Annotated in this window: 20 protein-coding genes; 14 read left to right on the top strand and 6 right to left on the bottom strand. The window is 66.2% G+C overall.

The genetic code is table 11. From position 1 onward, the window contains the following. The first annotated feature begins 304 nt into the window (after nucleotides 1-304). From AM586_RS09925 to AM586_RS09910, 4 genes are read left to right on the top strand one after another with little or no spacing between them, the layout of a single operon-like run. Nucleotides 305-1318, top strand: a complete 1014-nt coding sequence (locus tag AM586_RS09925; protein WP_047825895.1) for an adenosine deaminase — start codon at nucleotides 305-307, stop codon at nucleotides 1316-1318. A 10-nt stretch (nucleotides 1319-1328) separates the two neighbouring features. Further along, nucleotides 1329-3860 carry an ABC transporter permease gene (locus AM586_RS09920; RefSeq protein ID WP_047825894.1) on the top strand — a complete coding sequence of 844 codons (2532 nt, stop codon included), beginning with the start codon at nucleotides 1329-1331 and terminating at the stop codon, nucleotides 3858-3860. Nucleotides 3861-3874: 14 nt separating this feature from the next. Next, nucleotides 3875-4300 carry a group II truncated hemoglobin gene (locus tag AM586_RS09915; protein WP_047825893.1) on the top strand — a complete coding sequence of 142 codons (426 nt, stop codon included), beginning with the start codon at nucleotides 3875-3877 and terminating at the stop codon, nucleotides 4298-4300. 14 nt (nucleotides 4301-4314) lie between these two features. Beyond that, nucleotides 4315-5640, top strand: a complete 1326-nt coding sequence (locus tag AM586_RS09910; RefSeq protein ID WP_047825892.1) for a DNA recombination protein RmuC — start codon at nucleotides 4315-4317, stop codon at nucleotides 5638-5640. Nucleotides 5641-5706: 66 nt separating this feature from the next. Here AM586_RS09910 and glp read toward each other — a convergent pair whose 3' ends face one another. The 4 genes from glp to AM586_RS09890 form a co-directional block, all read right to left on the bottom strand. After that, nucleotides 5707-7575 carry a gephyrin-like molybdotransferase Glp gene (gene glp, locus AM586_RS09905; protein WP_047825891.1) on the bottom strand — a complete coding sequence of 623 codons (1869 nt, stop codon included), beginning with the start codon at nucleotides 7573-7575 and terminating at the stop codon, nucleotides 5707-5709. Nucleotides 7576-7579: 4 nt separating this feature from the next. Next, the gene (moaA, locus tag AM586_RS09900; RefSeq protein WP_047825890.1) at nucleotides 7580-8689 is read right to left on the bottom strand and encodes a GTP 3',8-cyclase MoaA; all 1110 of its coding nucleotides are present in this window, start codon (nucleotides 8687-8689) and stop codon (nucleotides 7580-7582) included. Continuing rightward, nucleotides 8682-10028, bottom strand: a complete 1347-nt coding sequence (gene chrA / locus AM586_RS09895) for a chromate efflux transporter (protein ID WP_047825915.1) — start codon at nucleotides 10026-10028, stop codon at nucleotides 8682-8684. Before chrA ends, moaA begins: the two co-directional genes overlap by 8 nt. 168 nt (nucleotides 10029-10196) lie before the next feature. Then, complete coding sequence (locus AM586_RS09890) at nucleotides 10197-13400, bottom strand: Rne/Rng family ribonuclease (RefSeq protein WP_047825889.1); 3204 nt, start codon at nucleotides 13398-13400, stop codon at nucleotides 10197-10199. Nucleotides 13401-14169: 769 nt separating this feature from the next. Here AM586_RS09890 and AM586_RS09885 point away from each other — a divergent pair. The 4 genes from AM586_RS09885 to AM586_RS09870 are packed head-to-tail and all read left to right on the top strand — an operon-like array spanning nucleotide 14170 to nucleotide 17178. Further along, the gene (locus AM586_RS09885) at nucleotides 14170-15144 is read left to right on the top strand and encodes an RluA family pseudouridine synthase (RefSeq protein WP_047825888.1); all 975 of its coding nucleotides are present in this window, start codon (nucleotides 14170-14172) and stop codon (nucleotides 15142-15144) included. Next, complete coding sequence (locus AM586_RS09880; protein WP_047825887.1) at nucleotides 15137-15796, top strand: HAD-IIIA family hydrolase; 660 nt, start codon at nucleotides 15137-15139, stop codon at nucleotides 15794-15796. Before AM586_RS09885 ends, AM586_RS09880 begins: the two co-directional genes overlap by 8 nt. Further along, nucleotides 15793-16164, top strand: coding sequence for a Rieske 2Fe-2S domain-containing protein (locus tag AM586_RS09875; RefSeq protein WP_047825886.1), 372 nt, complete (start codon nucleotides 15793-15795; stop codon nucleotides 16162-16164). Before AM586_RS09880 ends, AM586_RS09875 begins: the two co-directional genes overlap by 4 nt. Nucleotides 16165-16179: 15 nt before the next feature. Beyond that, nucleotides 16180-17178 carry a S49 family peptidase gene (locus tag AM586_RS09870; RefSeq protein WP_047825885.1) on the top strand — a complete coding sequence of 333 codons (999 nt, stop codon included), beginning with the start codon at nucleotides 16180-16182 and terminating at the stop codon, nucleotides 17176-17178. 154 nt (nucleotides 17179-17332) lie between these two features. Here the strand turns inward: AM586_RS09870 and AM586_RS09865 are convergent, their stop codons facing one another. Beyond that, nucleotides 17333-17569: a hypothetical protein gene (locus tag AM586_RS09865; protein ID WP_047825884.1), complete on the bottom strand. Its 237-nt coding sequence runs from the start codon at nucleotides 17567-17569 to the stop codon at nucleotides 17333-17335. A 224-nt stretch (nucleotides 17570-17793) separates the two neighbouring features. Here AM586_RS09865 and AM586_RS09860 point away from each other — a divergent pair, with 224 nt between their 5' ends. From AM586_RS09860 to AM586_RS09850, 3 genes are all read left to right on the top strand, one after another. Further along, entirely contained in the window at nucleotides 17794-18507 is a 714-nt protein-coding gene (locus tag AM586_RS09860; RefSeq protein WP_047825883.1) for a pseudouridine synthase, read from the top strand. Nucleotides 18508-18574: 67 nt separating this feature from the next. Continuing rightward, a complete protein-coding gene (locus tag AM586_RS09855; protein WP_047825882.1) occupies nucleotides 18575-19639 on the top strand; it encodes a phospholipase A in 1065 nt (354 codons plus the stop codon). A 32-nt stretch (nucleotides 19640-19671) separates the two neighbouring features. After that, complete coding sequence (locus AM586_RS09850; protein ID WP_047825881.1) at nucleotides 19672-20658, top strand: fumarylacetoacetate hydrolase family protein; 987 nt, start codon at nucleotides 19672-19674, stop codon at nucleotides 20656-20658. Nucleotides 20659-20734: 76 nt separating this feature from the next. Here AM586_RS09850 and AM586_RS09845 read toward each other — a convergent pair whose 3' ends face one another. Beyond that, nucleotides 20735-21907 (bottom strand): hypothetical protein, encoded by a 1173-nt coding sequence (locus tag AM586_RS09845; protein WP_156328240.1) that lies wholly within the window; start codon nucleotides 21905-21907, stop codon nucleotides 20735-20737. A 95-nt stretch (nucleotides 21908-22002) separates the two neighbouring features. On the opposite strand from AM586_RS09845, the gene rfbB reads away from it, so the two are divergent. From rfbB to rfbA, 3 genes are read left to right on the top strand one after another with little or no spacing between them, the layout of a single operon-like run. After that, the gene (rfbB, locus tag AM586_RS09840; protein WP_047825880.1) at nucleotides 22003-23076 is read left to right on the top strand and encodes a dTDP-glucose 4,6-dehydratase; all 1074 of its coding nucleotides are present in this window, start codon (nucleotides 22003-22005) and stop codon (nucleotides 23074-23076) included. Next, entirely contained in the window at nucleotides 23073-23978 is a 906-nt protein-coding gene (gene rfbD / locus AM586_RS09835; RefSeq protein ID WP_047825879.1) for a dTDP-4-dehydrorhamnose reductase, read from the top strand. Before rfbB ends, rfbD begins: the two co-directional genes overlap by 4 nt. Continuing rightward, the gene (gene rfbA, locus AM586_RS09830; protein WP_047825878.1) at nucleotides 23971-24855 is read left to right on the top strand and encodes a glucose-1-phosphate thymidylyltransferase RfbA; all 885 of its coding nucleotides are present in this window, start codon (nucleotides 23971-23973) and stop codon (nucleotides 24853-24855) included. The genes rfbD and rfbA overlap by 8 nt, the downstream gene beginning before the upstream one ends. The last annotated feature ends 2 nt before the right edge of the window (nucleotides 24856-24857 follow it).

The raw sequence follows: 24857 nt of genomic DNA, 5'->3' as shown, positions 1-24857 counted from the left end.
TGCATCACACTGATTTCAAGTGTCTGTAAACAAAGAAAAAACAGTCATTCCGACGCGTCTGCCGATTCAATCCCGACACCGCTTTAACGGCTCTTGGTGAGCTTATGTTGACAGGGCTTTTGACCCCGGTAGATGACGTCATGTTTCTCAAAAGGTAAGTGAATATTGCACCAAGTTGCTAAGCAGTGGCGCACGCATATGGTGCCGGCTTTCTACAAAATTCCAGAGTGAAAGGAGCCTTACAGGCGCATGCGCTACACTGCTCCTGAAGGCGACAAATGCCTGTCCACTAGGAGAATTCCCCATGCTGAATGAAGAGCTGCGCCGCATCCTGCGGACAATGCCGAAGGCAGAATTGCACATCCATATCGAAGGCTCTCTCGAACCCGAGCTGATTTTTGAGCTAGCGCAAAGAAACGGCATTTCGCTCGCTTATCCCTCAGTGGAAGCGTTGCGGCAAGCGTACGCATTTACCGATTTGCAGTCTTTCCTCGACATTTATTACGCAGGCGCCAGTGTGCTGCTGACCGAGCAGGATTTCTACGACATGACCGCGGCCTATCTGCGCCGCGCGGAAGCCGACAACGTGCGCCATGCCGAAATCTTCTTCGATCCGCAGACCCATACCGCGCGCGGCGTCCCGATCAAGACCGTGATCGAGGGAATCTGGCGCGCCTGCCAGGACAGCCCGGTGAACGCCACCCTGATCATGTGCTTCCTGCGCCACCTGTCGGAAGAGGAGGCGATCGCCACGCTGGAGGACGCGACGCCCTTCCGCGACAAGATCATCGGCGTGGGCCTGGACTCGTCCGAGGTCGGGCACCCGCCCGAAAAATTCGCGCGCGTGTTCGAGCGCGCCCGCAATCTCGGCCTGCACCTGGTTGCGCATGCGGGCGAGGAGGGGCCGCCGGCCTACATCGAGAGCGCGCTGGACGTGCTGAACGTCGAGCGCATCGACCACGGCGTGCGCTGCCTCGACGATCCCGAACTGGTGGAGCGCCTGGTGCGCGAGCAGATGGCGCTGACGGTCTGCCCGCTGTCGAACATCAAGCTGCGCGTGTTCGACGTGATGGGACAGCATAACCTGCGCCGCATGCTCGACGTCGGCCTGGCCGCCACCGTGAATTCGGACGATCCGGCCTACTTCGGCGGCTACGTCAACGATAACTACCTGGCCGCCTTCGAGGCGCTGCCGCTCGACGTCTCGCACGCGCGCCAGCTCGCGCGCAACAGCTTCGCCGCCGCCTTCCTCGAGCCGGAGCAGAAGCGCGCCTATCTGGCGGAAGTCGACCGCTTCTTCGACGAGAACCCTGAGTGAGCCCCGATCGATGCTGACGCAATCCCTGCGCATGACCGCGCGCGACTGGCGCGCCGGCGAACTACGCTTCCTGCTGGTGGCCCTGGTGGTCGCGGTGTCGGCGCTCACCGCCGTCGGCTTCTTCGTCGACCGCATGCGCGCGGGATTGAACCGCGACGCCCACCAGCTGCTCGGCGCCGACCTCCTGATCAACGCCGACCAGCCGCTGCCCCAGGACTGGCGTATCGAGGCCCAGCGCCGCGGCCTGCTGCTGGCCGATACCGTCACCTTCCCGAGCATGGCGCAAGCGGGCCAGGGCGACGCTTCGCAGGCCCTGCTGGCGTCCGTGAAAGCGGTGTCGCCGACGTATCCGCTGCGCGGCCAGTTGAAGGTCACCACCAGCCCCGACGATGCCAGCGAAGCGCTGGGCGACATCACCCGCGCGACCCCGAGCCCGGGCACGGTCTGGGTCGACGTCAACCTGCTGCCGCCGCTGAAGGCGAAGGTCGGCAGCATCATCCAGCTCGGCGACAAGAGCTTCCGGATCGCCCGCCTGATCGCCACCGAACCCGATCGCGGCGCCTCCTTCTCGAACTTCGCGCCGCGCGTGATGCTGGCCCTGTCCGACCTGAAGGCCACCGGCCTGGTCGACAATTACGCGCGCATCACTTACCGCATGCAGGTCGCCGCGCGCTCGCCGAACGACCAGGCTGCCGTCGCCGCCTACGAGCGCTGGGTGCGCGAACGCATCGCCGCCAATAACGTCAAGGGCGTGCGCATCGAAACGCTGGAAAACGGCCGCCCCGAAATGCGCTCGACGCTCGACCGCGCGGAACGCTTCCTGGCCCTGGTCGGGCTGCTGTCGGCGATGCTGGCGGCGGTCGCGGTCGCGATGGCGGCGCGCCGCTTCATGCAGCGCCACCTGGATTCGGTGGCCATGCTGCGCTGCCTCGGCATGACCCAGAACCAGGTCGGGCTGCTGTTCCTGATCGAGTTCGCACTGGTCGGCCTGGCGGGCAGCGTGCTGGGCGTGCTGGTCGGCTTCGGCGCGCACTACGTGCTGCTGGCGCTGATCGGCAACCTGATCCCGACCGAGCTGCCGCCGGTGTCCGCATTGCCGGCGCTGCAGGGCATCGCCACCGGCCTGCTGCTGCTGGTCGGCTTCGCGCTGCCGCCGGTCCTGCAACTGCGCAACGTGCCGCACAACCGCGTGATCCGCCGCGAGCAGGCGGCGCCGCGCCCGATGGCGCTGGCCACCTACGGCCTGGGCACGGCGGTGTTCGTCGGCCTGCTGCTGTGGCAGGCCGGCGACCTCAAACTGGCGCTGCTGACCGCCGGCGGTTTCCTCGGCGGCCTGGCCGTGTTCGCGCTGGTCGGCTGGCTGGCCCTGCTGGGCTTGCGCGGCCTGCGCGGTGTCTCGAAGAACCAGGGCTGGCGCTTCGCCATCACCTCGCTGCAGCGCCGGCCCGGCGCGACCGTGGTGCAGATCGTCTCGCTGTCGCTGGGCCTGATGGCGCTGCTGGTGCTGACCGTGGTGCGCGGCGACCTGATGAGCGCCTGGCGCCTGGCCACGCCGGCCGACGCGCCGAACCGCTTCATCATCAACATCCAGCCCGACCAGAAGGCGGGCGTGGAAAAGACCATTCGCGCGGCCGGCGTCGACAAGCCGATGCTGTACCCGATGATCCGCGGCCGCCTGGTGGCCGTGAACGGCAATGCGATCACCGCCAGCACCTATACCGGCGAGCGCGCGAAGGCGCTGTCGGACCGCGAATTCAACCTCTCCAGCGTGAACGACCTGCCGGAGGGGAACGACATCGTGGCCGGCCAGTGGTACCGCGACGGACCCGGCGTGGCCGAAGCCTCGGTCGAGCAGGGCATTGCGCAGACCCTGCGCCTGAAGCTGGGCGACACGATGCGCTTCGACATGGGCGGCCTGCTGGTCGATGCCAGGATCACCAGCCTGCGCAAGCTCGAATGGGGTTCGATGCGCGCCAATTTCTTCGTCATCATCAACCCGGCCGCGATGCGCGAGGCGCCGACTACCTGGATGACCGCCTTCCACCTGCCGGCGGGCGGTGTGGGGCTGGCCAATGCGCTCACGCGCCAGTATCCGAACCTGACCGTGATCGACGTCAGCGGCATCATCCGGCAGCTGCAGGAAGTGCTGGACCAGGTCGTGACCGCGGTCGAGTTCCTGTTCCTGTTCACGCTGGCGTCGGGCGTGCTGGTGCTGTACGCGGCCCTGATGGGATCGACGGCCGAGCGCACCCGCGAAGCCGGCCTGCTGCGCGCGCTGGGCGCCACCCGCGGCCAGCTGGCGACCGCGCAGCGCATCGAGTTCGCGCTGGTGGGCGGCCTGTCCGGCCTGCTGGCGGCGACCGGGGCAGCAGGGCTGGGCTGGGCGCTGGCCGAGTACCAGTTCAAGTTCCCCTGGCACTTCGAACCGCAGGTATGGGCGGCGGGACTGGTGGTCGGTGCGGTTTGCGCGCTCATCGGCGGCTGGCTGGGCTTGCGGAATGTGTTGCGGCAGCCACCCCTGCAGACGCTGAGGGAAGCCTGAGATAGAATGGACGGATGCAAGAATCTCAGAATACCCAAGCAGACCAGGAAGCCGCGGACGAACGCAGCGCCTATGAACTGATCGGCGGCGAAAGCCGCCTGCGCGAACTGGTCGACCGCTTCTACGACATCATGCAGCTGGAGGGGGACTTCGCCGGCATCCACGCCATGCACCCGGTGCCGAACGACAGCTCGCGCGACAAGCTGTTCATGTTCCTGTCCGGCTGGCTGGGCGGCCCGAACCTCTTCATCGAGCGCTACGGCCACCCGATGCTGCGCGCGCGCCACCTGCCGTTCGCGATCGGCACCACCGAACGTGACCAGTGGCTGCGCTGCATGGCGATGGCGCTGGAAGACCTCGGCTACGACTACGACCTGCGCCTGCGTCTGATGGGTGCGTTCTACCAGACCGCCGACTGGATGCGGAATCGACCACACTAAGCGGCTTCACTGATATGTCCACGATCGAGTTCATCGTTCTCGCAGCCGGCCTGCTGGCCGTGCTCGGGCTGCAGTTCGTCCTGTTCGCGCGCAGCGGGCGCAGCGACGGCTCCGCCCACGCCTTCGAGCGCCTGGAGCGCGAGTTGCGCCACGAGCTGCAGACCAGCGCCCAGGCCACGCGCCAGGAGCTGGCCGCCCACCTGGCCCAGAACCAGGCCGCGACCACCCAGCAGCTCGACGCCATGCGCCAGCAGATCCAGATGCACGCCGCCGGCGGACGCGAGGAACAGGCGCGCGTGCTGAAGCGTTTCGCGGACAGCATGAACACGGCGATCGCCACCCTGACCGAATCGAACGCCCAGCGCATGCTGGAGGTGCGCGGCACGCTCGAGACCAAGATCCGCGACCTGCAGAACGACAATGCGCGCCGCCTCGAAGAGATGCGCCAGACCGTCGACGAGAAGCTCCACGCGACGCTGGAAACGCGCCTGACCGAATCCTTCCGCCAGGTCTCGGACCGCCTCGAGCGCGTGCACCAGGGCCTGGGCGAGATGCAGCAGCTGGCCGTCGGCGTGGGCGACCTGAAGCGCGTGCTGACCAACGTGAAGACGCGCGGCACCTGGGGCGAAGTGCAACTGGAGATGCTGCTCGAGCAGGTGCTGACGGTCGACCAGTACGCCAAGAACGTCGAGACCGTGGCCGGCACGAATGCGCGCGTCGAGTTCGCGATCAAGCTGCCGGGCACGGTCGACGGCGGCCCGCCGCTGTGGCTGCCGATCGACGCCAAGTTCCCGAAAGAGCAGTACGAGCGCCTGGTCGAGGCGGCTGATTCCGCCGATGCCGACGGCGTCTTGCGTTTCGGGGCGGAGCTGGAACGAGCCGTGCGTAACGAAGCGAAAACGATCTGCGAAAAATACGTCTCGCCGCCGCAGACCACCGATTTCGCGGTCCTGTTCCTGCCCACCGAGGGCCTGTACGCCGAGGTCATGCGCCGCCCCGGCCTGGCCGACGACCTGCAGCGCACGCTGCGCGTGACGATCGCCGGGCCGTCGACCCTGACGGCGCTGCTGAACAGCCTGCAGATGGGCTTCCGCACGCTGGCGCTGGAAAAGCGCTCGTCCGAAGTCTGGCAGGTGCTGGGCGCGGTGAAGACCGAGTTCGGCAAGTTCGGCGATGTGCTGGCCGCGACCAAGACCACGCTCGAGCGCGCCGCCAAGAACATCGAAAACGCCGAGGTGCGCAGCCGGCAGATGGCGCGCAAGCTGAAGTCGGTGGAGGCGCTGCCGAGCGAGGCGGCGCAGCTGATGCTGGGGGCGGCTGCGGCGGACGGCGACGAATAAGACAGCTGAAACGGCAGTCGCCATGAACGCAGGGTGGGCGCCCCGCGCCCGAATGTAGTCAGGGGGTCAGACCAGCCCCTCGAACAGCAGCACATCCACCATCTCGCCCGCCTGCACGCTGCCCTGTTCGTCGTGCAGGACCACCATGCAGTTCGCCTCCGACATCGAGCGCAGGATGCCCGAACCTTGCGAGCCGGTGATCTTCACTTCGGGCAGCCCATCCGCGCCACGCGACAGCACACCGCGCTGGTATTCCGTACGGCCCGGCTTCTTGCGAATCGAAGCTGCCGAGCGCGCACGCAGCAGTTCCAGGGGCGCCTCCGCCCCCATCATGCGCAGCAAGGCCTCGCGCGCGAAGAAGTAGAACGAGACCATCACCGCCACCGGATTGCCCGGCAATCCGAACAGGAAGGCGCTGTGGCCGTTCGAGGCGATGCGGCCGAAGGCCAGCGGGCGGCCCGGGCGCATGCCGATCTTCCAGAAGGTCACGTCGCCGAGGCGCGCCATGATCTGCCTGGTGTAGTCGGCGGCGCCGACCGAGACGCCGCCCGAGGTGATGATGGCGTCGGCGTTTTCGCAGGCTTCGCGCAGTGCGGCTTCCAGCGCCTGCGGGTCGTCGCGCACCACGCCCATGTCGATGATGTCGCAGCCCAGCCTTTGCAGCATGCCGTAGATCGTGTAGCGGTTGCTGTCGTAGACGCAGCCTTCGTCGAGCGGCTCGCCGATCGAGCGCAGCTCGTCGCCGGTCGAGAAGAAGGCGACGCGCAGGCGCCGCTGCACCGGCACCTCGGCCACGCCGAGCGATGCCAGCAGGCCCAGGTCGGCCGGACGCACGACCTTCCCTTTGCGCAGCGCGGCGCTGCCGGCCTTCAGGTCTTCGCCGGCAAAGCGGCGGTTGTCGCCGGGGCGGATGGTGCCGGGGGCGATGGTCACGATGCCCTCGGCTTCCGTCACGAATTCCTGCGGCACCACGCTGTCGCAGCCGGCCGGCATCACGCCGCCGGTCATGATGCGCACGCATTCGCCCGGGCCGGGCACGGCATTCGAGTTGCGGCCCGCGTAGACGGTGTCGATCACGCGCAGGCGTACCGGCGCGTCGGCAGGCAGGTCCTCGCCGCGCAGCGCATAGCCGTCCATCGCCGAGTTGTCATGGGCCGGGACGTTGATCGGCGAGATGACATCGAGCGCCAGCACGCGGCCCAGCGCGGCGCGCAGCGCCACCTGTTCGGTCGAGCGCACCGGCGCGACGAAATCACGGATGATCTTTTGCGCGTCGCGCACGGGCAGGGCGTCCGGGTCGTAGCTGGACAGGCAGCTGACGACGTCGGCCAGGCGCGGCGGGCGGGACGGATCCAGCGCTTGCAGCTCGTCGCGGGTATTGATGTTGCGGAAGGCGCCGGCGTCCTCGAACAGCACCTCGGTCACCTTGATCTGCGGGTACCAGCCGTCCATGCGGCGTCCGCCGGCGGCCAGGTAGCTGGACAGCACCTCGGCCTTGTCGGCCTTCACCAGGCAGAACACGGGATGCGGCTGGCGCAGGCCGTTTTCCTCGGTGACCGCCAGCGCGAGGTCGGCGCCGGCCGCCTCCAGGCCGGCCAGCAGGCGCGCAGCCAGGTCGGCAGGCAGGAAGGGCGAGTCGCAGGGCGCGGTGAGCAGGTAGTGCGTGGCGCAGCGGCGCAGGCCCGCTTCCAGTCCGGCCAGCGGACCGGCAAAGCCCGGCGTATCGTCCGGCCACACCGGCACGCCGAAGGCGCCGTAGGCGTCCAGGTTCTGGTTGGCGTTGATGGCGATGCTCGCCACCTGCGGCTGCAGGCGTTCCAGCACATGCGCCACCATGGTCGAGGCGCCGAAAGGCTGCAGGCCCTTGTCGACGGTGCCCATGCGCGTGCCGCGTCCGCCGGCCAGGACCAGGCCGCTGATCGATGCAGTATTCATTTGATTAACCACCGATATAAGACATTTCGATTTTCTTGGCGCCGCGCGACAGGCCTTCGGTATTGATGGTGCGCGTCTCGGAATAGCGGTCCGCGCGCCGGCTCCACAGCAGGGCGACGCTGGAGGCGATTTCGAGGTCGCTGCGGCCTTCGCGCAGCAGGGCGCGCAGGTCGTGGCCGCGGGTCGCGAACAGGCAGGTGTAGAGCTTGCCCTCGGTGGACAGGCGGATGCGCGAGCAGTCGCGGCAGAAGGCCTGGGTCACGCTCGAGATCACGCCGACCTCGCCGCTGCCGTCCACATAGCGCCAGCGCGCCGCCGTCTCGCCCGGATAGTTGGCGCCGATCGGCGCGAGCGGCATCTCGGCCGCGATGCGCCGCACCACTTCGCTGGACGGGATCACCTCGTCCATGTTCCAGCCGTTCGAGGCGCCCACGTCCATGTATTCGATGAAGCGCAGGATCGTCGGCGAGCCCTTGAAGTGGCGCGCCATCGGCAGGATCTGGGCGTCGTTCATGCCGCCCTTGACCACCATGTTGACCTTCACCGGGCCAAGGCCGGCGGCGTGCGCGGCATCGATGCCTTCCAGGACGTCCGATACCTTGAAGTCGACGTCGTTCATGCGCTTGAACACGGCGTCGTCGATGGCGTCGAGCGAGACCGTGACGCGGTCCAGGCCGGCGTCCTTCAGGCTGCGGGCCTTGCGCGCCAGCAGCGAGCCGTTGGTGGTGAGGGTGAGGTCGAGCGGGCGGCCGGACGCGGTCCGGAGTTCGCGCAATTGGGCGACGAGGCGCTCCAGGTCCTTGCGCAGCAGCGGTTCGCCGCCGGTCAGCCGGATTTTCTCGACACCGTGGGCCACGAACAGCCGCGCCACCCGCGTGATCTCCTCGAAGCTCAGCAGCGAGGAATGCGGCAGGTAGGCGTAGTTCTTGTCGAACACTTCCTTCGGCATGCAGTAGACGCAGCGGAAGTTGCAGCGGTCGGTGACGGAGATGCGCAGGTCGTGCAGCGGCCGGCCGAGCGCGTCCGCCAGCAATCCGGACGGTTCGGCCAGCGTCTCGGGAATCGGCATTGCCGGCGACCGGGCATCGCCCAGCATGATGATTTTTTCAGACATGCCAATACGATAGCACGAGGCCCGACGCCGCACAGGCGAGGATGAGAGGGATCGTGCCGACCTTGAAGCGCAGCAGGGCGATGCTGGCGGCCAGCCCGATCGCGATCGCCTGCCACTGCGGCTGGCCGCCCGCCAGGAAGACCTGGCCGCCGAAGAACACGGCCAGGCTGGCGATCACGCCGACCACCGCCGCCGAGATCGCCGTCAGCGGCGCCGTCATGCGCACGTCGCCGCGCGTGGACTCGACCAGCGGTCCGCCGGCGAGGATGAACACGAAGGAGGGCAGGAAGGTGAACAGGGTCGCCACCGCCGCTCCCGCCGCGCCGCCGGTGAATAGGGCGTCCGGCCCGAACAGCGCATGGGTCCAGCCGCCGACGAAGCCGACGAAGGCCACGATCATGATCAGCGGACCGGGTGTGGTTTCGCCGAGCGCCAGGCCGTCGATCATCTGGCTGGCGCTCAGCCAGCCGTAGTGCTCGACGGCGCCCTGCACGACATAGGGCAGGACCGCGTAGGCGCCGCCGAAGGTCATCAGCGCGGCCTTGGTGAAGAACCAGGCCATCTGGGCCAGCGCGCCGGACGGACCGTACAGCGCCGCCAGCAGCAGCCAGGCCGCCAGCCCGAGGCCGCCCCCCAGCAGCGTCACCCGCGCCAGGCCGGCCCAGGAAAAGCGCGCGTGCGGCGGAGTGGGCGTGTCGTCGTCGATCAGCGCCGGGCCGTACGAGGTGCCGGCGGCCTTGTGCGCGCCGCCGAGGACGAACAATGCGGGCCGCAGCCGTCCGCCCGCCAGCCCGGCCAGCGCGGCGGCCAGCACGATGAGCGGGAAGGGCAGTTTCAACACGGCAATCGCGACGAAGGCGCTGGCGGCGATCGCCGCCAGCAGCCAGTTGCGGATGGTCCGGCTGCCGATGCGCCAGGCCGCGCCCAGCACGATGGCGACCACGGCCGGCTTGATGCCGTTCATGATGCCGGCGATGGCGGGCAGGTGGCCATACGCCATGTAGATCCAGGACAGCCCGATCAGGATCAGCAGCGAGGGCAGCACGAACAGCACCCCGGCCGCGATCCCACCGCGCGTGCGGTGCAGCAGCCACCCGATGTAGACGGCAAGCTGGGTCGCTTCCGGACCGGGCAGCAGCATGCAGTAGTTCAGGGCATGGAGGAAACGCTGCTCCGAAATCCAGCGCCGCCGCTCGACCAGCTCGGCATGCATCATGGCGATCTGTCCGGCGGGGCCGCCGAAGCTGATGAAGCCGAGCTTCAGCCAGTAAGCGAGGGCGGTGCGGAAGGAGAGGGCGGGCGGCGGCGCGGCGGCAATCGGGGTGGGCAGGGCGGACATCGGGATCATAGGGGCATTGTTGCCACATTGTGAAGGCGATTGCCCTGCCATGTCGAGACTTTCCCGCGCGCCGGCAGGCTACGCAGCGGCGCCAGATCAAAAAAAAAGGAAGCCCGAGGGCTTCCTTTTTGAGCAGATGCGGGTGCTCGTTCGAGCACCGCGATCAGCTTACTGGCGCGTATCCACCTGGATCAGCGGTTCCTGTGCCGGCGGCGGAGCAAGCTTGCGGGTGCGGCCGAGACGGACCGGCTGCTGGGCCTGGGCGGCCGCTTCCTGGGCGGCGCGCAGCTTTTCCGGATCGGTCGCGGCGAGCTGCAGGCCAGCCTGGGCCAGCACTTCACCCAGATCGGCCTGGGCAGCAGTCGGGGCCGGTGCCGGAGCAGCAGCTTGAACCGGCGCCGGAGCAGGCGGCGCCACCGGCGCCACCGGCGCCGGCATCACGACCGGCTTCGGCGCGGGAGCGGCAGCTTCGACCGGAGCCGGTGCCGGCGCAGCCGGAGCGGCCGGTGCAACCGGAGCTGGGGCCGGAGCCGGGGCCGGAGCCGGAGCAGTCGGCGCCTGGGCGGCAGCGCTGCGGGCAGCAGCTTCGGCGACCGATTTCGCGGTCGGGAAGATCCACGGACCCTGGCTCGATGCCTTGGCGGCCTCGGCGGCAGCCTGGGCAGCGGCAGCCTGCAGCGCGGCGGCGGCGGCCTGTTCGGCACGCGCCCGGGTGGCGGCCTGCTCGGCGGCAGCCCGTTCAGCTGCGGCCTTGTCGGCCGCGGCTTTCACCGAAGCAGCGGTCGGGAAGGGCCATGGACCCTGGGCCTCACCCTTCGGCTGACCCTTGGCCGGCTTGGCGCCCTTCGACTTCGCAGCCTTGGCTTCGGCCTGGAACTTGGCGGCTTCCTCGTCGGCGACCGGGGCAAATGCCGGTGCGCCTTCTTCGCCGCTTTCGTTCTCGATGACGTCGGCCTGGTCGCGGTCGCGGCGGTTACGGTTGCGGCCGCCACGACGGCGACGGCGGCGCGGCTCGTCGCCTCCCTCTTGATCGCCGTGATCGGCGTCCTCGTCGTTCGGACCGATCGCAGTGACGGTCTTGACGATTTGCTCCTGGACGATTTCCTGCTCGCCATTCGGGCCGGTCGACGCGATCGTGACGCTGGTCGCGGTGGTGGCTTGCACCACGTTCAGTTCCTCGGCTTTCGCTTCGGCGACCGGTGCGCGCTCGGCACGTTCACGCGGCTGGCGCGGCGGGCGTTCCGCACGCTCGGCGCGTTCCGGACGCTCGCCACGTTCGGCGCGCGGGGCCGGCTGGGCCTGTGCTTCGGCCTGCTCGCGCGGTTCGCGGACGTCGCGGGTTTCACGGCCTTCGCGCGGCTCGCGCTGTTCACGCGGCTTGCGCGGCGGACGGGCCGGCTTGCCTTCGGCTTCCGCCGGCTTGGTGCTCTCGTCGACCGGGGCGCCTTTCGCGACCTGTTCGCGGTCTTCGCGCTCGCGACCCTTGCCGCCGGCGGTACCGTTGCGTCCGCCACGGCCATTGCGCTGCTGGCCACGGCCGGCGCGCTCGCCGCGTTCGGCTGCCGGGGCCGGTTCAGCCGGCTTGACCGGCGCTGCGGCCGGGGCCGGCGGGGTCACGGTGACCGGACGGCCAAAGAAGAAATTGCGCAGCTTGGTGAAGAAGCCTTCCTCTGCCGGCGGGGCAGGGGGCGCGACCGGCGGCACCGGAGCGGCGGCCGGGGCGGCTTCCGCCTTGACCGGTTCACGGCGCTCCACCACCGGGGCCGGCTGGGCCGGGGTGATGGTCTTGACCACGGCTTCCTGGCGCGGCTTGGCTTCTTCCTTCTGGCGCTTGGCGTAGGCCATGTCGGTGTCAGCCGACTCGGCCATGGTATAGCTGGAGGCAGCGTCTTCCAGGCGCGGGTCGTCGTGCTTGATGCGCTCGAGCTTGTAGTGCGGGGTCTCGAGGTGCTTGTTCGGGATCAGGATGACCGTGATGCGGTGGCGGTTCTCGATCTTCAGCACTTCGCCACGCTTCTCGTTCAACAGGAACGCGGCAACGTCGACCGGGACCTGGACGTGGATCGCGGCCGAGTTTTCCTTCATCGCCTCTTCCTGGATGATGCGCAGGACTTGCAGGGCGGAGGATTCGGTATCACGGATGTGGCCGGTACCCGAGCAGCGCGGGCAGGTGACGTGCGAGCCTTCCGACAGCGACGGACGCAGGCGCTGGCGCGACAGTTCCATCAGGCCGAAGCGCGAGATCTTGCCCATCTGGACACGTGCACGGTCATGGTGCAGGGCGTCCTTCAGGCGCTGTTCGACTTCGCGCTGGTTCTTGGCGACTTCCATGTCGATGAAGTCGATCACGATCAGGCCGCCCAGGTCGCGCAGGCGCAGCTGGCGGGCCACTTCGTCGGCCGCTTCGCAGTTGGTGTTGAAGGCGGTGGTCTCGATGTCCGAGCCGCGGGTCGCGCGCGCCGAGTTGACGTCGATGGAGACCAGGGCTTCGGTGTGGTCGATCACGATCGCGCCGCCCGACGGCAGCGGCACGGTGCGCGCGTAGGCGGTCTCGATCTGGTGTTCGATCTGGAAACGGGAGAACAGGGGGACGTCGTCGCTGTAGCGCTTCACGCGGTGCGCCATGTCGGGCATCACGTGGCTCATGAACTGCTGGGCCTGGTCGTAGATTTCGTCGGTGTCGATCAGGACTTCGCCGATGTCCGGCTGGAAGTAATCGCGGATGGCGCGGATGACGAGGGAGGATTCCTGGTAGATCAGGAAGGGGCCCGGGGCCGATTTGCCGGCGCCTTCGATCGCGCGCCAGAGTTGCATCAGGTAATTCAGGTCCCACTGCAGTTCTTCGACCGTGCGGCCGATGCCGGCGGTGCGGGCAATGACCGACATGCCTTGCGGCAAGTCCAGCTTGTCCATGGTCTCGCGCAGTTCCTGGCGTTCTTCGCCTTCGACCCGGCGCGAGACGCCGCCGCCACGCGGATTATTCGGCATCAGGACCAGGTAGCGGCCGGCCAGCGAAATGAAGGAGGTCAGTGCCGCGCCCTTGTTGCCGCGCTCCTCTTTCTCGACCTGGACCATAATTTCCTGGCCTTCGCGCAGCGCTTCCTTGATGGTGCAATTGCGGACGTCGACGCCGTCGCGGAAATAGGAACGGGCGACTTCTTTGAAGGGGAGGAAACCGTGGCGGTCTTCGCCGTAGCTGACGAAGCAAGCTTCGAGGGAGGGTTCGATGCGGGTGATGACACCTTTGTAGATATTCGATTTGCGCTGTTCTCGACCAGCGGTCTCGATATCGATGTCGATCAGTTTTTGACCGTCGACAATCGCTACGCGCAGCTCCTCTTGCTGCGTAGCGTTAAACAACATACGTTTCATTTTTATTAACTCCGCGACCCGGGGGCCGTAGTAGATGCCAGGGATGTACGCGGGAGGGGAGTGTTGGCGGTGGTATGCCCGGGGTGTGGCACGGCATTGCCGGCCACAGGGCGCAAATGGCATCGAACGTCATTGTCGCGCGCACGCCGCAACCTCAATCGGCCGGCACGGCCCGGTCAGGGCGGCGCAGGGCCTTCTGGGCGGGTGCAAAAAGCGACCACAGCCAGACCAGGGCAGCCATCTCGGGATCTTGGGCCAGGCGATCTATCAGCCTTGGCCTGCAAGTTCTCACGATAAAGCCTGCCGGAACCATGAACAACCTGCGATCGGCACGATTGTCAGCTTCCTTGCATCGGGTCGGGCGAAAACGACAAGCGTTATCGACGCCATCACCCGGCGAGCCAAGCCTGAAGCCGGCTTGCCGGTACTTATCCTTATGATTCCAAACAATCCAATCCTGCAGTCCTGTGCGCTACCCGATTACAACTGCGGTGCAACCTTGGTGCGAACAAGATCGTGCGTACACATTTTGTAATCTCACCAAACCTGCTGCGCGTCGCATTACCGGCCTGCGATGCCCGCCGTACTCGCGTACAGCTGCGCTTCTCGGTCAATACTGCTTCCGCTCGCTACGGTTTTGTAAGATTCCTTCTTTTCTTCATCGAATTCGCATTATTGCGGGGCCGACGAAGGCGCCCCTGTGTAAAATATCGTTTTAATTCTTACACCTGCAGAGGTTTGACCGCCGCCTGTCGATTATATATTCAAAATGAAGGACTTAGAGAGAAATTCTGTCCAGCTTGTAACAATCTCCGAAGAGGAAGCTGGACAGCGCATCGACAACTACCTGCTGCGCGTCTGTAAAGGTGTCCCAAAAAGTCATATTTACCGCATCCTCCGCTCCGGCGAAGTGCGTGTGAACAAAGGACGTATCGATCAGTTATACCGCCTGGAAACGGGCGATGTGATCCGCATTCCGCCGATCCGCATCGCCGAGAAGGCTGCCGGCAATGCGCCGGTGCCGGGCGCGGAATTCGCGATCGTCCATGAGGACAGTCACCTGCTCGTGATCGACAAGCCGGCCGGCGTCGCCGTGCATGGCGGTTCGGGCGTGTCCTATGGCGTCATCGAACAGCTGCGCGCAGCGCGTCCGGACGCCAAGTTCCTGGAACTGGTGCACCGCCTGGACCGGGAAACCTCGGGCCTGCTCTTGCTCGCGAAGAAACGTTCGGCCCTGACCAATTTACACGAGCAAATGCGCGATGGAAAAACGGACAAGCGCTACCTGACCCTGGTCAGCGGCGACTGGAAGAACCCGCGCCAGCACGTCAGGCTGCCCCTGCACAAATTCACGACGGGGGACGGCGAGCGCCGCGTGGTGGTGCAGGCCGGCGGCCAGGAAGCGCATACCGTGTTCAACCTGCTGCGCAAGTGGGAGGGCTTTGCCCTGCTCGAAGCCGAGCTCAAGACCGGGCGCACGCACCAGATCCGCGTGCACCTGGCCTCGAGTGGCTTTCCCATTGCCGGTGACGAGAAATACGGCGATTTTGCATTGAACAAGCAGCTTCAGAAGGCAAACGACACGCGCGGCGCCCTCAAGCGCATGTTCCTGCACGCCTACCGGATCACGTTCCAGCACCCCGAAACCGGCAAACCGCTGACCCTGACGGCGCCATTGCCGCCAGAGTGCGAGCGTTTCTTGGTAAGCTTGGGGCAACCCACGAGCAAACATACACATGGCTAGAAAGCAATTCGATCTGATCGTCTTTGACTGGGACGGCACGCTGATGGACAGCACCGCCACCATCGTCAAATGTATACAGTCCGCCGCCCGGGATCTCGGCTTGAGCGTCCCTAGCGATGCTGCGGCCGCGCACGTGATCGGGCTCGGGCTGTCGGAAGCCATGCAGGCGGTGATGCCGGACATCGATCCGGCCCTGTATCCGCGCATGGTGGAGCGATATCGCTACCATTTCCTGACAAAAGACCACGAACTGGTGCTGTTCAAGGGAGTTCCCGCCATGCTGGAGGAGCTCTCGCAGCTCGGCTATTTCCTGGCGGTCGCCACCGGCAAGAGCCGGGTCGGCCTGAACCGTGCGCTGAACGCCTGCGGCCTGCTGTCGACCTTCGATGCGACCCGTTGCGCGGACGAGACATTTTCCAAACCACACCCTGCAATGTTGCAAGAATTGACAAGGGAACTGGGGCAGGACATGCGGCGTACCGTTATGATCGGCGACACGACGCATGACTTGCTTATGGCCAACAATGCGGGCGCCGCCGGCATTGCGGTCGAGTATGGAGCGCATCCTGTGCAGCAACTGCAGGCATGCCACCCGGTGTTCACGGCAAAGAATGTGCCCGAACTCCACCAGTGGCTGATCGACAACGGATGAGCGACGCGAACGAGGTCTTCATCTGCGGCTCCGATGCCCTGGTCGATGGCGGCGCCGGGGTGCGTTTCCCGGTGCGGGCCTTCGGCGACGACGCGACGGGATTCGTGGTGCGTTATGACGGCAAGGTCTACGGCTACCTGAACCGCTGCGCCCACGTTCCTATCGAACTGGACTGGTTCAAGGGCGAATTCTTCGAGTCGAGCAAGCTGTACCTGATGTGTTCGACGCACGGCGCGACCTATGCGCCGGAGACCGGCGTCTGCACGGGCGGTCCCTGCCGTGGCGGCAGGCTGCGGCCGATCGCCGTGCATGAAACCGCGGACGGTGTCTATTGGCAGCCGGACCGCGATTTCCAGTTGCCGAAGTAAATCAATCAGATATTTATGAGCGAAAACAACAGGAACGAGAGTCAGAACGCGAACGACGGCAACGCAAGCACCCCCGGCAACTGGGAGCGCGCTACCCTGGAACGGCTCGTATTCGCCACGGTGCGCGAACAGCGGGCTGCCCGGCGCTGGGGGATCTTCTTCAAACTATCCTTCCTGCTGCTGGCATTTTTCGCGATCTGGGCGTATTTCGACTTTAACTTCGGCGGTTCCGACATCGAATCCCTGGGTCGCCACACCGCCCTGATCGAGATCGACGGCACCATCGACGACGAAGGCAGCGGCGCCGCCGACACCGTGATCCCGTCCCTGAACAAGGCGTTCTCCGATGCTGGATCGGCTGCGGTAGTGCTGCGTATCAATAGCCCCGGCGGCAGCCCGGTACAGGCCGGCATCATCGTCGACGAAATCCAGCGCCTCAAGAAGGGCTACCCGAACAAGCCGCTGTACGTGGTCGTCGACGAAATCTGCGCCTCGGGCGGCTATTACATCGCTGCGGTGGCCGACAAGATTTATGTTAACAAGGCCAGCATCGTCGGCTCGGTCGGCGTGCTGATGGACGGCTTCGGCTTTACCGGCCTGATGGACAAGCTGGGCATCGAGCGCCGCCTGCTGACGGCGGGCGAGAACAAGGGCTTCCTCGATCCCTTCAGCCCGCAGTCGGACAAGCAGAAGCAGCACGCGCTGGCCATGCTGAACGAGATCCACGAGCAATTCATCGCCGTGGTGCGCGCCGGCCGCGGCAAACGCCTGAAGGAAAATCCGGAAATCTTCTCGGGCTTGTACTGGACCGGCGCCAAGGCTGTCGAGATGGGGCTGGCCGACGGCTTCGGCACCGTCGACACCGTGGCCCGCGACGTGGTGAAGGCCGAGGACATCATCGACTACACCGCCCATGAGGGCTTGCCGGAGCGTGTGCTGAAGAAATTCGGCGCTTCGGTGGGGTCCGGCGCCGTGCATTCGATCTATCGCGGTGCCGTGCCGAGCTTACGCTGATCAATATCAATATTTGCCTTGAAACTTCCAGCTTGTCGACTATAGTTGTTTTGTAGCTGACAACTACAGACCCGCATACGTGCGGTTTAGAGTGAACTCCATTCCTCAGGTTGGATCCCGCGACGGGAGAAAGCGACGGCGAAAGCCGTCGTTTTCATTTGTCGGCAATGGTCTCGGGGCGGTGAAAGCCGCCATCCTCGAGCCATGCCTGAAACTGGCGCTGGGCCTCGGCATACCAGGCAGCGCGCATGGGAGCGTGCTGGGTCGACGACAACACATGCGGGATATCCCCGCCGCGGGTCCAGCGCGCCAGCGCCAGATGGGTCGGGAATGCCGCGACATACTCGGCAGGGGTACGGCATAGTCGGTCTTGCTCTTGTTGGATGTGCACTTTTACCTCGTTCTCAGGTTGTGTTTCGATGAGCGTTAGTCCTACAAGCTGGTGGATCGTAGTCCTACGCTCATCGTGTGTAGGCCGATTCCTAACGAGGTTTCAGTCTAACAACAGAACCCTGTGTACGCTTGACTTGCATCAAACGTGCTCTTGGTGTGGATTCAAAACGTCGAACCAGCTGAGCTTTGCCATATACATGGGTTCTGTTAAAGTCCCGCCCCATGAGCAAACTTTCCCTTGACCGCGTGCTGCAATCGCAAGGCTTTGGCACGCGCAAATACTGCCGTGCCCTGATCGAGGACGGCGACGTCGCGATCGGCGGCGAAGTCCAGAACAGCTACAAGACGGCGGTCGAGACCGACGGCCTCGTATTGACCGTCTTCGACGAAGAATGGGTCTACCGCGAGCGCGTCTATCTCGCCCTGTACAAGCCGGCCAATTTCGAATGCTCGCGCAAGCCCAGCCACCATCCGGGCGTGCTGACCCTGCTGCCTGAGCAATTTACCTGGCGCGAAGTGCAGCCGGTCGGCCGCCTCGACCACGACACCACCGGGCTGCTGCTGATGTCGGACGACGGCCCCTTCATCCACGCCCAGTCCTCGCCCAAGCGCCACGTGCCGAAGGTCTACCAGGCCACCACCCAGGAGCCGGTTACCCAGGCCCTGGTCGACCAGTTGCTGGCCGGCGTCCAGCTGCACGACGAGCCGGCCCCGCTGGCGGCCCTGACCTGCGTCCAGCGCGGCGAGCACCAGCTCGAGATCGTGCTGGAGCAGGGCAAGTACCACCAGGTCAAGCGCATGCTGGCGGCCGCCGGCAACCACTGCGTGGCGCTGCACCGTTCGCAGATCGGCGGCCTGACGCTCGATGCGCTCGGGCTGAAGGAAGGGGAGTGGTGTTTCCTGGAGCAGGCACAGCTGGATTTGCTGGTTCCCTAAACTGCCGTGCGACGTGGAAGAGGTTTTTCCGCGACACTTCTTATCGTACTTTACAAGATAAGAACAAATGCCCACGAACCCACGCCGATTCCTTCCCCTTTTACCTTTCTTCGTAGTCATTCCGGCCCTGGCTCAGCAGGGCGCTCCCGACCTGTCCGGTTGCGCGCGGATTCCCGACGGCGCGCTGCGCCTGGCCTGCTACGACCGCCTGGCCGGCGCCGACCAGTCGCCGGCCCGGGCCGCCTCGGTTGCATCCGCCTCCGCTTCCGCCTCCACGTCGGCGGCGTCGGTCGATCGCGAGGTCGAAGCATCGCTCGACCTGTCGCCCGAGAAGAGCCGCGGCTTCAGCCTGGCCGATCACTGGGAGCTGGACCAGCAGCACCGCCGCGGCATCTTCAATTTTCGCCCGCACCATGCCAACTACCTGATGGTCACGCGCACCGCGCACCCGAACGACGAGCCTTACCGGCCTTTCCGCAAGCTGGCGGATTTCAACACCGACCTGTCGCACAACGAACTGGTGTACCAGCTGAGTTTCAAGACCAAGGTGGCCGAGGGCATCGCGAGCAAGCCGGTCGACCTCTGGTTCGGCTACACCCAGAACAGCTTCTGGCAGGCCGGCAACCGCCAGGCGTCCAGTCCCTTCCGCGAGACCAATTACCAGCCCGAGCTGATGCTGGTCACCCCGCTGAATTTCAACCTGCTGGGGGTGCACGCGAGCTTCCTCAACCTGGGCATGGTGCACCAGTCGAACGGTCAGACCTCGACCTTGTCGCGCAGCTGGAACCGGGTCTATGCCCAGCTTGGCCTCGAGCGCGCCGGCTTCACGATGGTCGGCCGGGTATGGAAGCGCGTCAACGAGACAGCCAGCGACGACGATAATCCGGACATCGTCGACTACATGGGCCGCGGCGACCTGAATGTCACCTACCGCAGCAACGGCCACGACTACTCGGCCCTGCTGCGCCGGAACTTCTCGACCGGGCGCGGCGCCGTCCAGCTCAGCTGGGCCTTCCCGCTGGCGGGCCACTTCAAGGGCTACATGCAATACTTTTCCGGCTACGGGCAGAGCCTGATCGACTACAACTATTACCAGAACGTGCTGGGAGTAGGACTGCTGGGTACCTTCTAATACAATGTCGGCCAAACACACTTTGCGCCGACATGAAACTTGCCACCCTCAACGACGGATCGCGCGACGGCCAGCTGGCCGTCGTCTCGCGTGACCTGAAAACCGCCCACATCGCCGATGGCATCGCGCCCACGCTGCAGGCCGCGCTGGACGACTGGACCTTCATCGCGCCCCAGCTCGCGGAACTCTACGAACAGCTGAATGCCGGCCGTGCGCGCCGTCCCTTCGACTTCGACCCGGCGCGCTGCATGGCGCCGCTGCCGCGCGCCTACCAGTGGGCGGACGGCTCGGCCTACATCAACCACGTCGAACTGGTGCGCAAGGCGCGCGGCGCCGAGATGCCGGCCTCGTTCCGGGAGGAGCCGCTGATGTACCAGGGCGGCAGCGACGACTTCCTCGGCCCGATGGACGACATCGTGCTGGCGCATGAAGAGTGGGGCATCGACTTCGAAGCCGAGGTGGCCGTGGTCACGGGCGACGTCGGGATGGGCGCGACGCCCGACGAAGCGCACCAGCAGATCCGCCTGCTGATGCTGGCCAACGACGTCTCGCTGCGCAACCTGATCCCGCCCGAGCTGGCCAAGGGTTTCGGCTTCTTCCAGTCGAAACCCGCGACCGCCTTCTCGCCGGTCGCGGTGACGCCCGACGAACTCGGCGATGCGTGGAAGGGCGGCAAACTCCACCTGCCATTGCGCTCGACCTGGAACGGCCGCCTGGTCGGCCAGCCCGAGGCCGGCGTCGACATGGTCTTCAACTTCCCGCAGCTGATCGCGCACCTGTGCAAGACCCGCAACGCGCGCGCCGGCAGCATCGTCGGCTCGGGCACGGTGTCGAACAAGGACGCATCGAAGGGCTACTCCTGCATCGCCGAACAGCGCTGCCTGGAGACGATCGAATTCGGCCAGCCGGTCACCCAGTTCATGCGCTTCGGCGACACGATCCGCATCGAGATGCTGGACGAGAAGGGCAAGTCGATCTTCGGGGCGATCGAGCAGAAGGTGGCGCGCCTGGAAAAATAGTCGTCGTTCCCGGCATTGCCGGAAACGACTCCCCGCGCAGGCGGGATTAGTGCTGGTGGCACTAATCCCTCCAAGTTCACTTACCGCCGCCAAAAAACGCCGGTTCTGCCTGATCCCCTCTTAAATCCACCTCCACCGGCTTCGTCACTCTGCGCAGCGCATCCGCGCGCCGCAAGGTGCCGTCCGGCTCGTGCAGCCGGTACCAGAGGAAGGCCACCCCCGACAGGCGCAGCTTCTGCCCCGTGAACAAGGCATCCTTCACGATCGTCATCCCCTCCAGCCGCAGGTCGAAGTCCAGCACCAGCATCCCCTCGGTGCGCGCCGCATAGCCCAGGTAGCGCGCCGCGTTGAACAGCGGGCTGCGGTCTCCGGTCTCGCCGGCCTTCAGCGAATCGATGAAGGTGTCGACGGTCTTCAGCAGCGCGCCGGCGCCCGCCACCAGCGCCGCCAGGCCGCGCTTCTCCTCGCCCTTGGCGGCATCGGCCAGCCTGTCGAGGGCCGCCACCCGCTGCGCCAGCTCGCCGCGCTGCGCCGCGAGCGCACGCACGCGCGCGAGCAGGGACGCGACCTGCTTGCCGTCCAGCTCGCCCAGGTAGCCGGCGCCGAGCCCCGCCAGCCTGTCCGGGCAGCGCTGCGCCAGCGAGGTCGCGAACAGGCTCCTGGCGCCGTCGCCGTAGCCGATGCCCTGCACCGAGACGTCGGTCTTGAACAGCGCGGACAGGTCGGCGCCGGCCTTCAGCGTCGCCGGCACCGCCGTCAGCACGGCCAGGCCGATGGCGGCGGCGCTGCCCTGCGGCGTATGCGCCTCGATGACCTGCTGCAGCTCCTTGTTCTGCTTGACCAGGTCGTCCTTCAGCCGTTCGATGGCGTCCAGCACCTGGCGCGCGGCCAGCACGCCCTGGGTGGCGGCCGGCTCGTAGATGGCGGTCTTGCGCTCAGGCGGGAGGGCGGCGCAGACCTCGACGGCCAGCTCGCGCGCCAGATCGAAGGCCTTGACCAGGCCCGCCGCACCGAACTGCCGGGTGTCGATGCTGCCCTGGAGCGGCTTGATGGAGGAGGGCGGCAGGCGGGCCAGGAGTTCGGCGCGTTCGGCTTCGGCGATGGCGGCGCGGGCTTCGGCGTCGCGCTGGGCGGCCAGCAGGTCGGGCGAGGCTGTGCCGGCCGCGCCATGCGCCGGGAATGGCAAGGCGCCGGTCGCCAGGCAAAACGCCAGGCCGACAGGAGAGACAAGGGATTTTATTTTCGTCATCTCATATCTATCCCACAGACAAGGTCCAGATGCTTTGCGCTTTGCCATCTTCCGCCACGTACAATACTGGCTGACAGAGCGAGGAACCTCCATCCATGATCCTGACCACCGGCGGCGCCGGCTTCATCGGCAGTAACTTTGTGCTGGACTGGCTTGCCGGTTCCAGCGAGCCCGTGCTCAACCTGGACAAGCTGACCTATGCCGGCAACCTCGAGAACCTCGCCGGCCTGCGCGGCGACCCGCGGCACATCTTCGTGCAGGGCGATATCGGCGACGCCGCGCTGCTGGCCCGCCTGCTGGACGAGCACCGCCCGCGCGCGCTCATCAACTTCGCGGCCGAGAGCCACGTCGACCGCAGCATCCACGGCCCCGAAGACTTCATCCAGACGAATATCGTCGGCACCTTCCGCCTGCTCGAAGCGGTGCGCGCGTACTGGAGCGGCCTGACGCCGGCGGGGCAGGCGGCGTTCCGCTTCCTGCACGTATCGACCGATGAAGTCTACGGCTCGCTAGGCAAGGACGCCCCGGCCTTCCGCGAAACCAGCCGCTACGAGCCGAACAGCCCGTACTCGGCCAGCAAGGCGGCCGGCGATCATCTGGTGCGCGCCTGGCGCCACACCTATGGTTTGCCGGTGCTGACCACGAACTGCTCGAACAATTACGGCCCCTATCACTTCCCGGAAAAACTGATCCCGCTGTGCATCCACAATGCGCTGGCCGGCAAGCCGCTGCCGATCTATGGCGACGGCCAGCAGCGGCGCGACTGGCTGTACGTGAAGGATCACTGTGCGGCGATCCGCCGCGTGCTCGAGGCAGGGCAGGTCGGCGAGGTGTACAACGTGGGAGGCTGGAACGAAAAGGCCAACCTCGAGGTCGTCACAACGCTCTGCGATATTCTCGATGAGCTAAAGCCGCGCCCCGATGCCCGGTCCTACCGCGAGCAGATTGCCTTCGTTGCCGACCGCCCGGGGCACGACCGCCGCTACGCGATCGACGCCGGCAAGCTGGAGCGCGAGCTGGGCTGGAAGCCGGCCGAGACCTTCGAGACCGGCATCCGCAAGACGGTGCGCTGGTATCTCGACAACCAGGACTGGGTGAACAAGGTGACCAGCGGCGCCTATCGCGACTGGGTCGGCAGGCAGTATGGGACGCAAGGCGGGGATACATGAAGATCCTGTTGACGGGCAAGGACGGACAGCTCGGCTTCGAGCTGGTGCGCGCGCTGGCGCCGCTCGGCGAGGTCGCCGCGATCGGCCGCGCGGACTGCGACCTGGGCGATGCCGAGGCACTACGCGCGCTGGTGCGCCGCATTGCGCCTGAGCTCATCGTCAACCCGGCCGCCTACACCGCCGTCGACAAGGCGGAAGCCGAGCGCGATGCGGCGTTTGCGATCAACGCCCGCGTGCCCGGCATCCTGGGCGAGGAGGCCGCGCGCCTCGGTGCGCTGGTCGTCCATTACTCGACCGACTACGTGTTCGACGGCGCCGGGCAGGCGCCCTATACGGAAGCGGATCCAGCCGCGCCGCAAAGCGTGTACGGCAGCAGCAAGCTGGCCGGTGAACGCGCGCTGGCCCAGGCTTGCCCGCGCCACCTGATCTTGCGCACCAGTTGGGTGGTGGGTACGCACGGCGGCAATTTTGCGAAGACCATGCTGCGCCTGGCGGCCGAACGCGACCACCTGACCGTCGTCGACGACCAGTTCGGCGCCCCGACCTCCGCCGCCTTGCTGGCCGACCTGACGGCCCACCTGGTCCGGCAATACACGCGTGAAGGCAAGGACGGCTTCCCTTATGGGACCTACCATGTCGCGGCCACAGGCGAGACCAGCTGGTGCGATTACGCCCGCTTCGTGCTCGGTAGCGCGCGCGATGCGGGCAGCCTCTTGCGGGCCGGTCCCGGGGACGTGCTGCCGGTGAAGACGGCGGCCTACCCGACCGCGGCAAAACGCCCGTCCAATTCGCGGCTCGACACCAGCCTGTTCCGCCGCACCTTCGGCCTGCGACTGCCGCCCTGGCAGGAAGGGGTACGCCAGGTGCTGCGGCACATTCTTCCAAGGGAAAACGATGTTTGATCCCCAACGCAAAGGCATTATTCTGGCGGGCGGCTCCGGCACGCGTCTGTATCCGGTAACCCAGGCCGTCAGCAAGCAGCTGATGCCGGTCTACGACAAGCCGATGGTCTACTACCCGCTCAGCACGCTGATGCTGAGCGGCATCCGCAACGTCCTCCTGATCAGCACCCCGCACGACGCCGGGCGCTTCTACGAGCTGCTCGGCGACGGCAGCCAGTGGGGCATGAACATCCAGTACGCGGTCCAGCCTTCGCCGGACGGCCTGGCGCAGGCTTTCATCATCGGCCGCGACTTCATCGGCAACGACCCGTCCGCGCTCGTCCTGGGGGATAACATCTTCTATGGCCACGAGCTGGCGAGCCACCTGAAGCGCGCCAACGCGCGCATCGACGGCGCCACGGTATTTGCGTACCACGTGCACGACCCGGAACGCTACGGCGTGGTCGAATTCGACGCCGGGCGGCGCGTGGTCGGCATCGTGGAAAAACCGACGGCGCCGAAGTCGAACTATGCGCTGACCGGGCTGTATTTCTGCGACAAGGATGTGTGTAGTATCGCCGCCGACATCAAGCCGTCCGCGCGCGGCGAACTGGAGATCACGGACGTCATCCAGGCCTATCTCGACCAGGGCAAGCTGAACGTCGAGATCATGGGGCGCGGCCTGGCCTGGCTCGATACCGGCACCCACGACAGCCTGCTCGAAGCGGCCAGTTTCATCGCCACGCTGCAGAAGCGCCAGGGCCTGCAGGTCTCCTGTCCGGAGGAGATCGCGTATCGCCAGGGCTGGATCAGCGGCGCCGAGCTCGAAAAGCTGGCCGCGCCCCTGGCACAGAACAGCTACGGCGACTACCTGCTGAAGTTATTGAAATCCTCCTGACA

Origin of the sequence: Massilia sp. WG5, assembly GCF_001412595.2 — a bacterium.
Lineage (GTDB): Bacteria > Pseudomonadota > Gammaproteobacteria > Burkholderiales > Burkholderiaceae_D > Telluria.
Note: the sequence above shows the minus strand (reverse complement) of the source record. Positions and strands in the feature narration are given on the sequence as shown.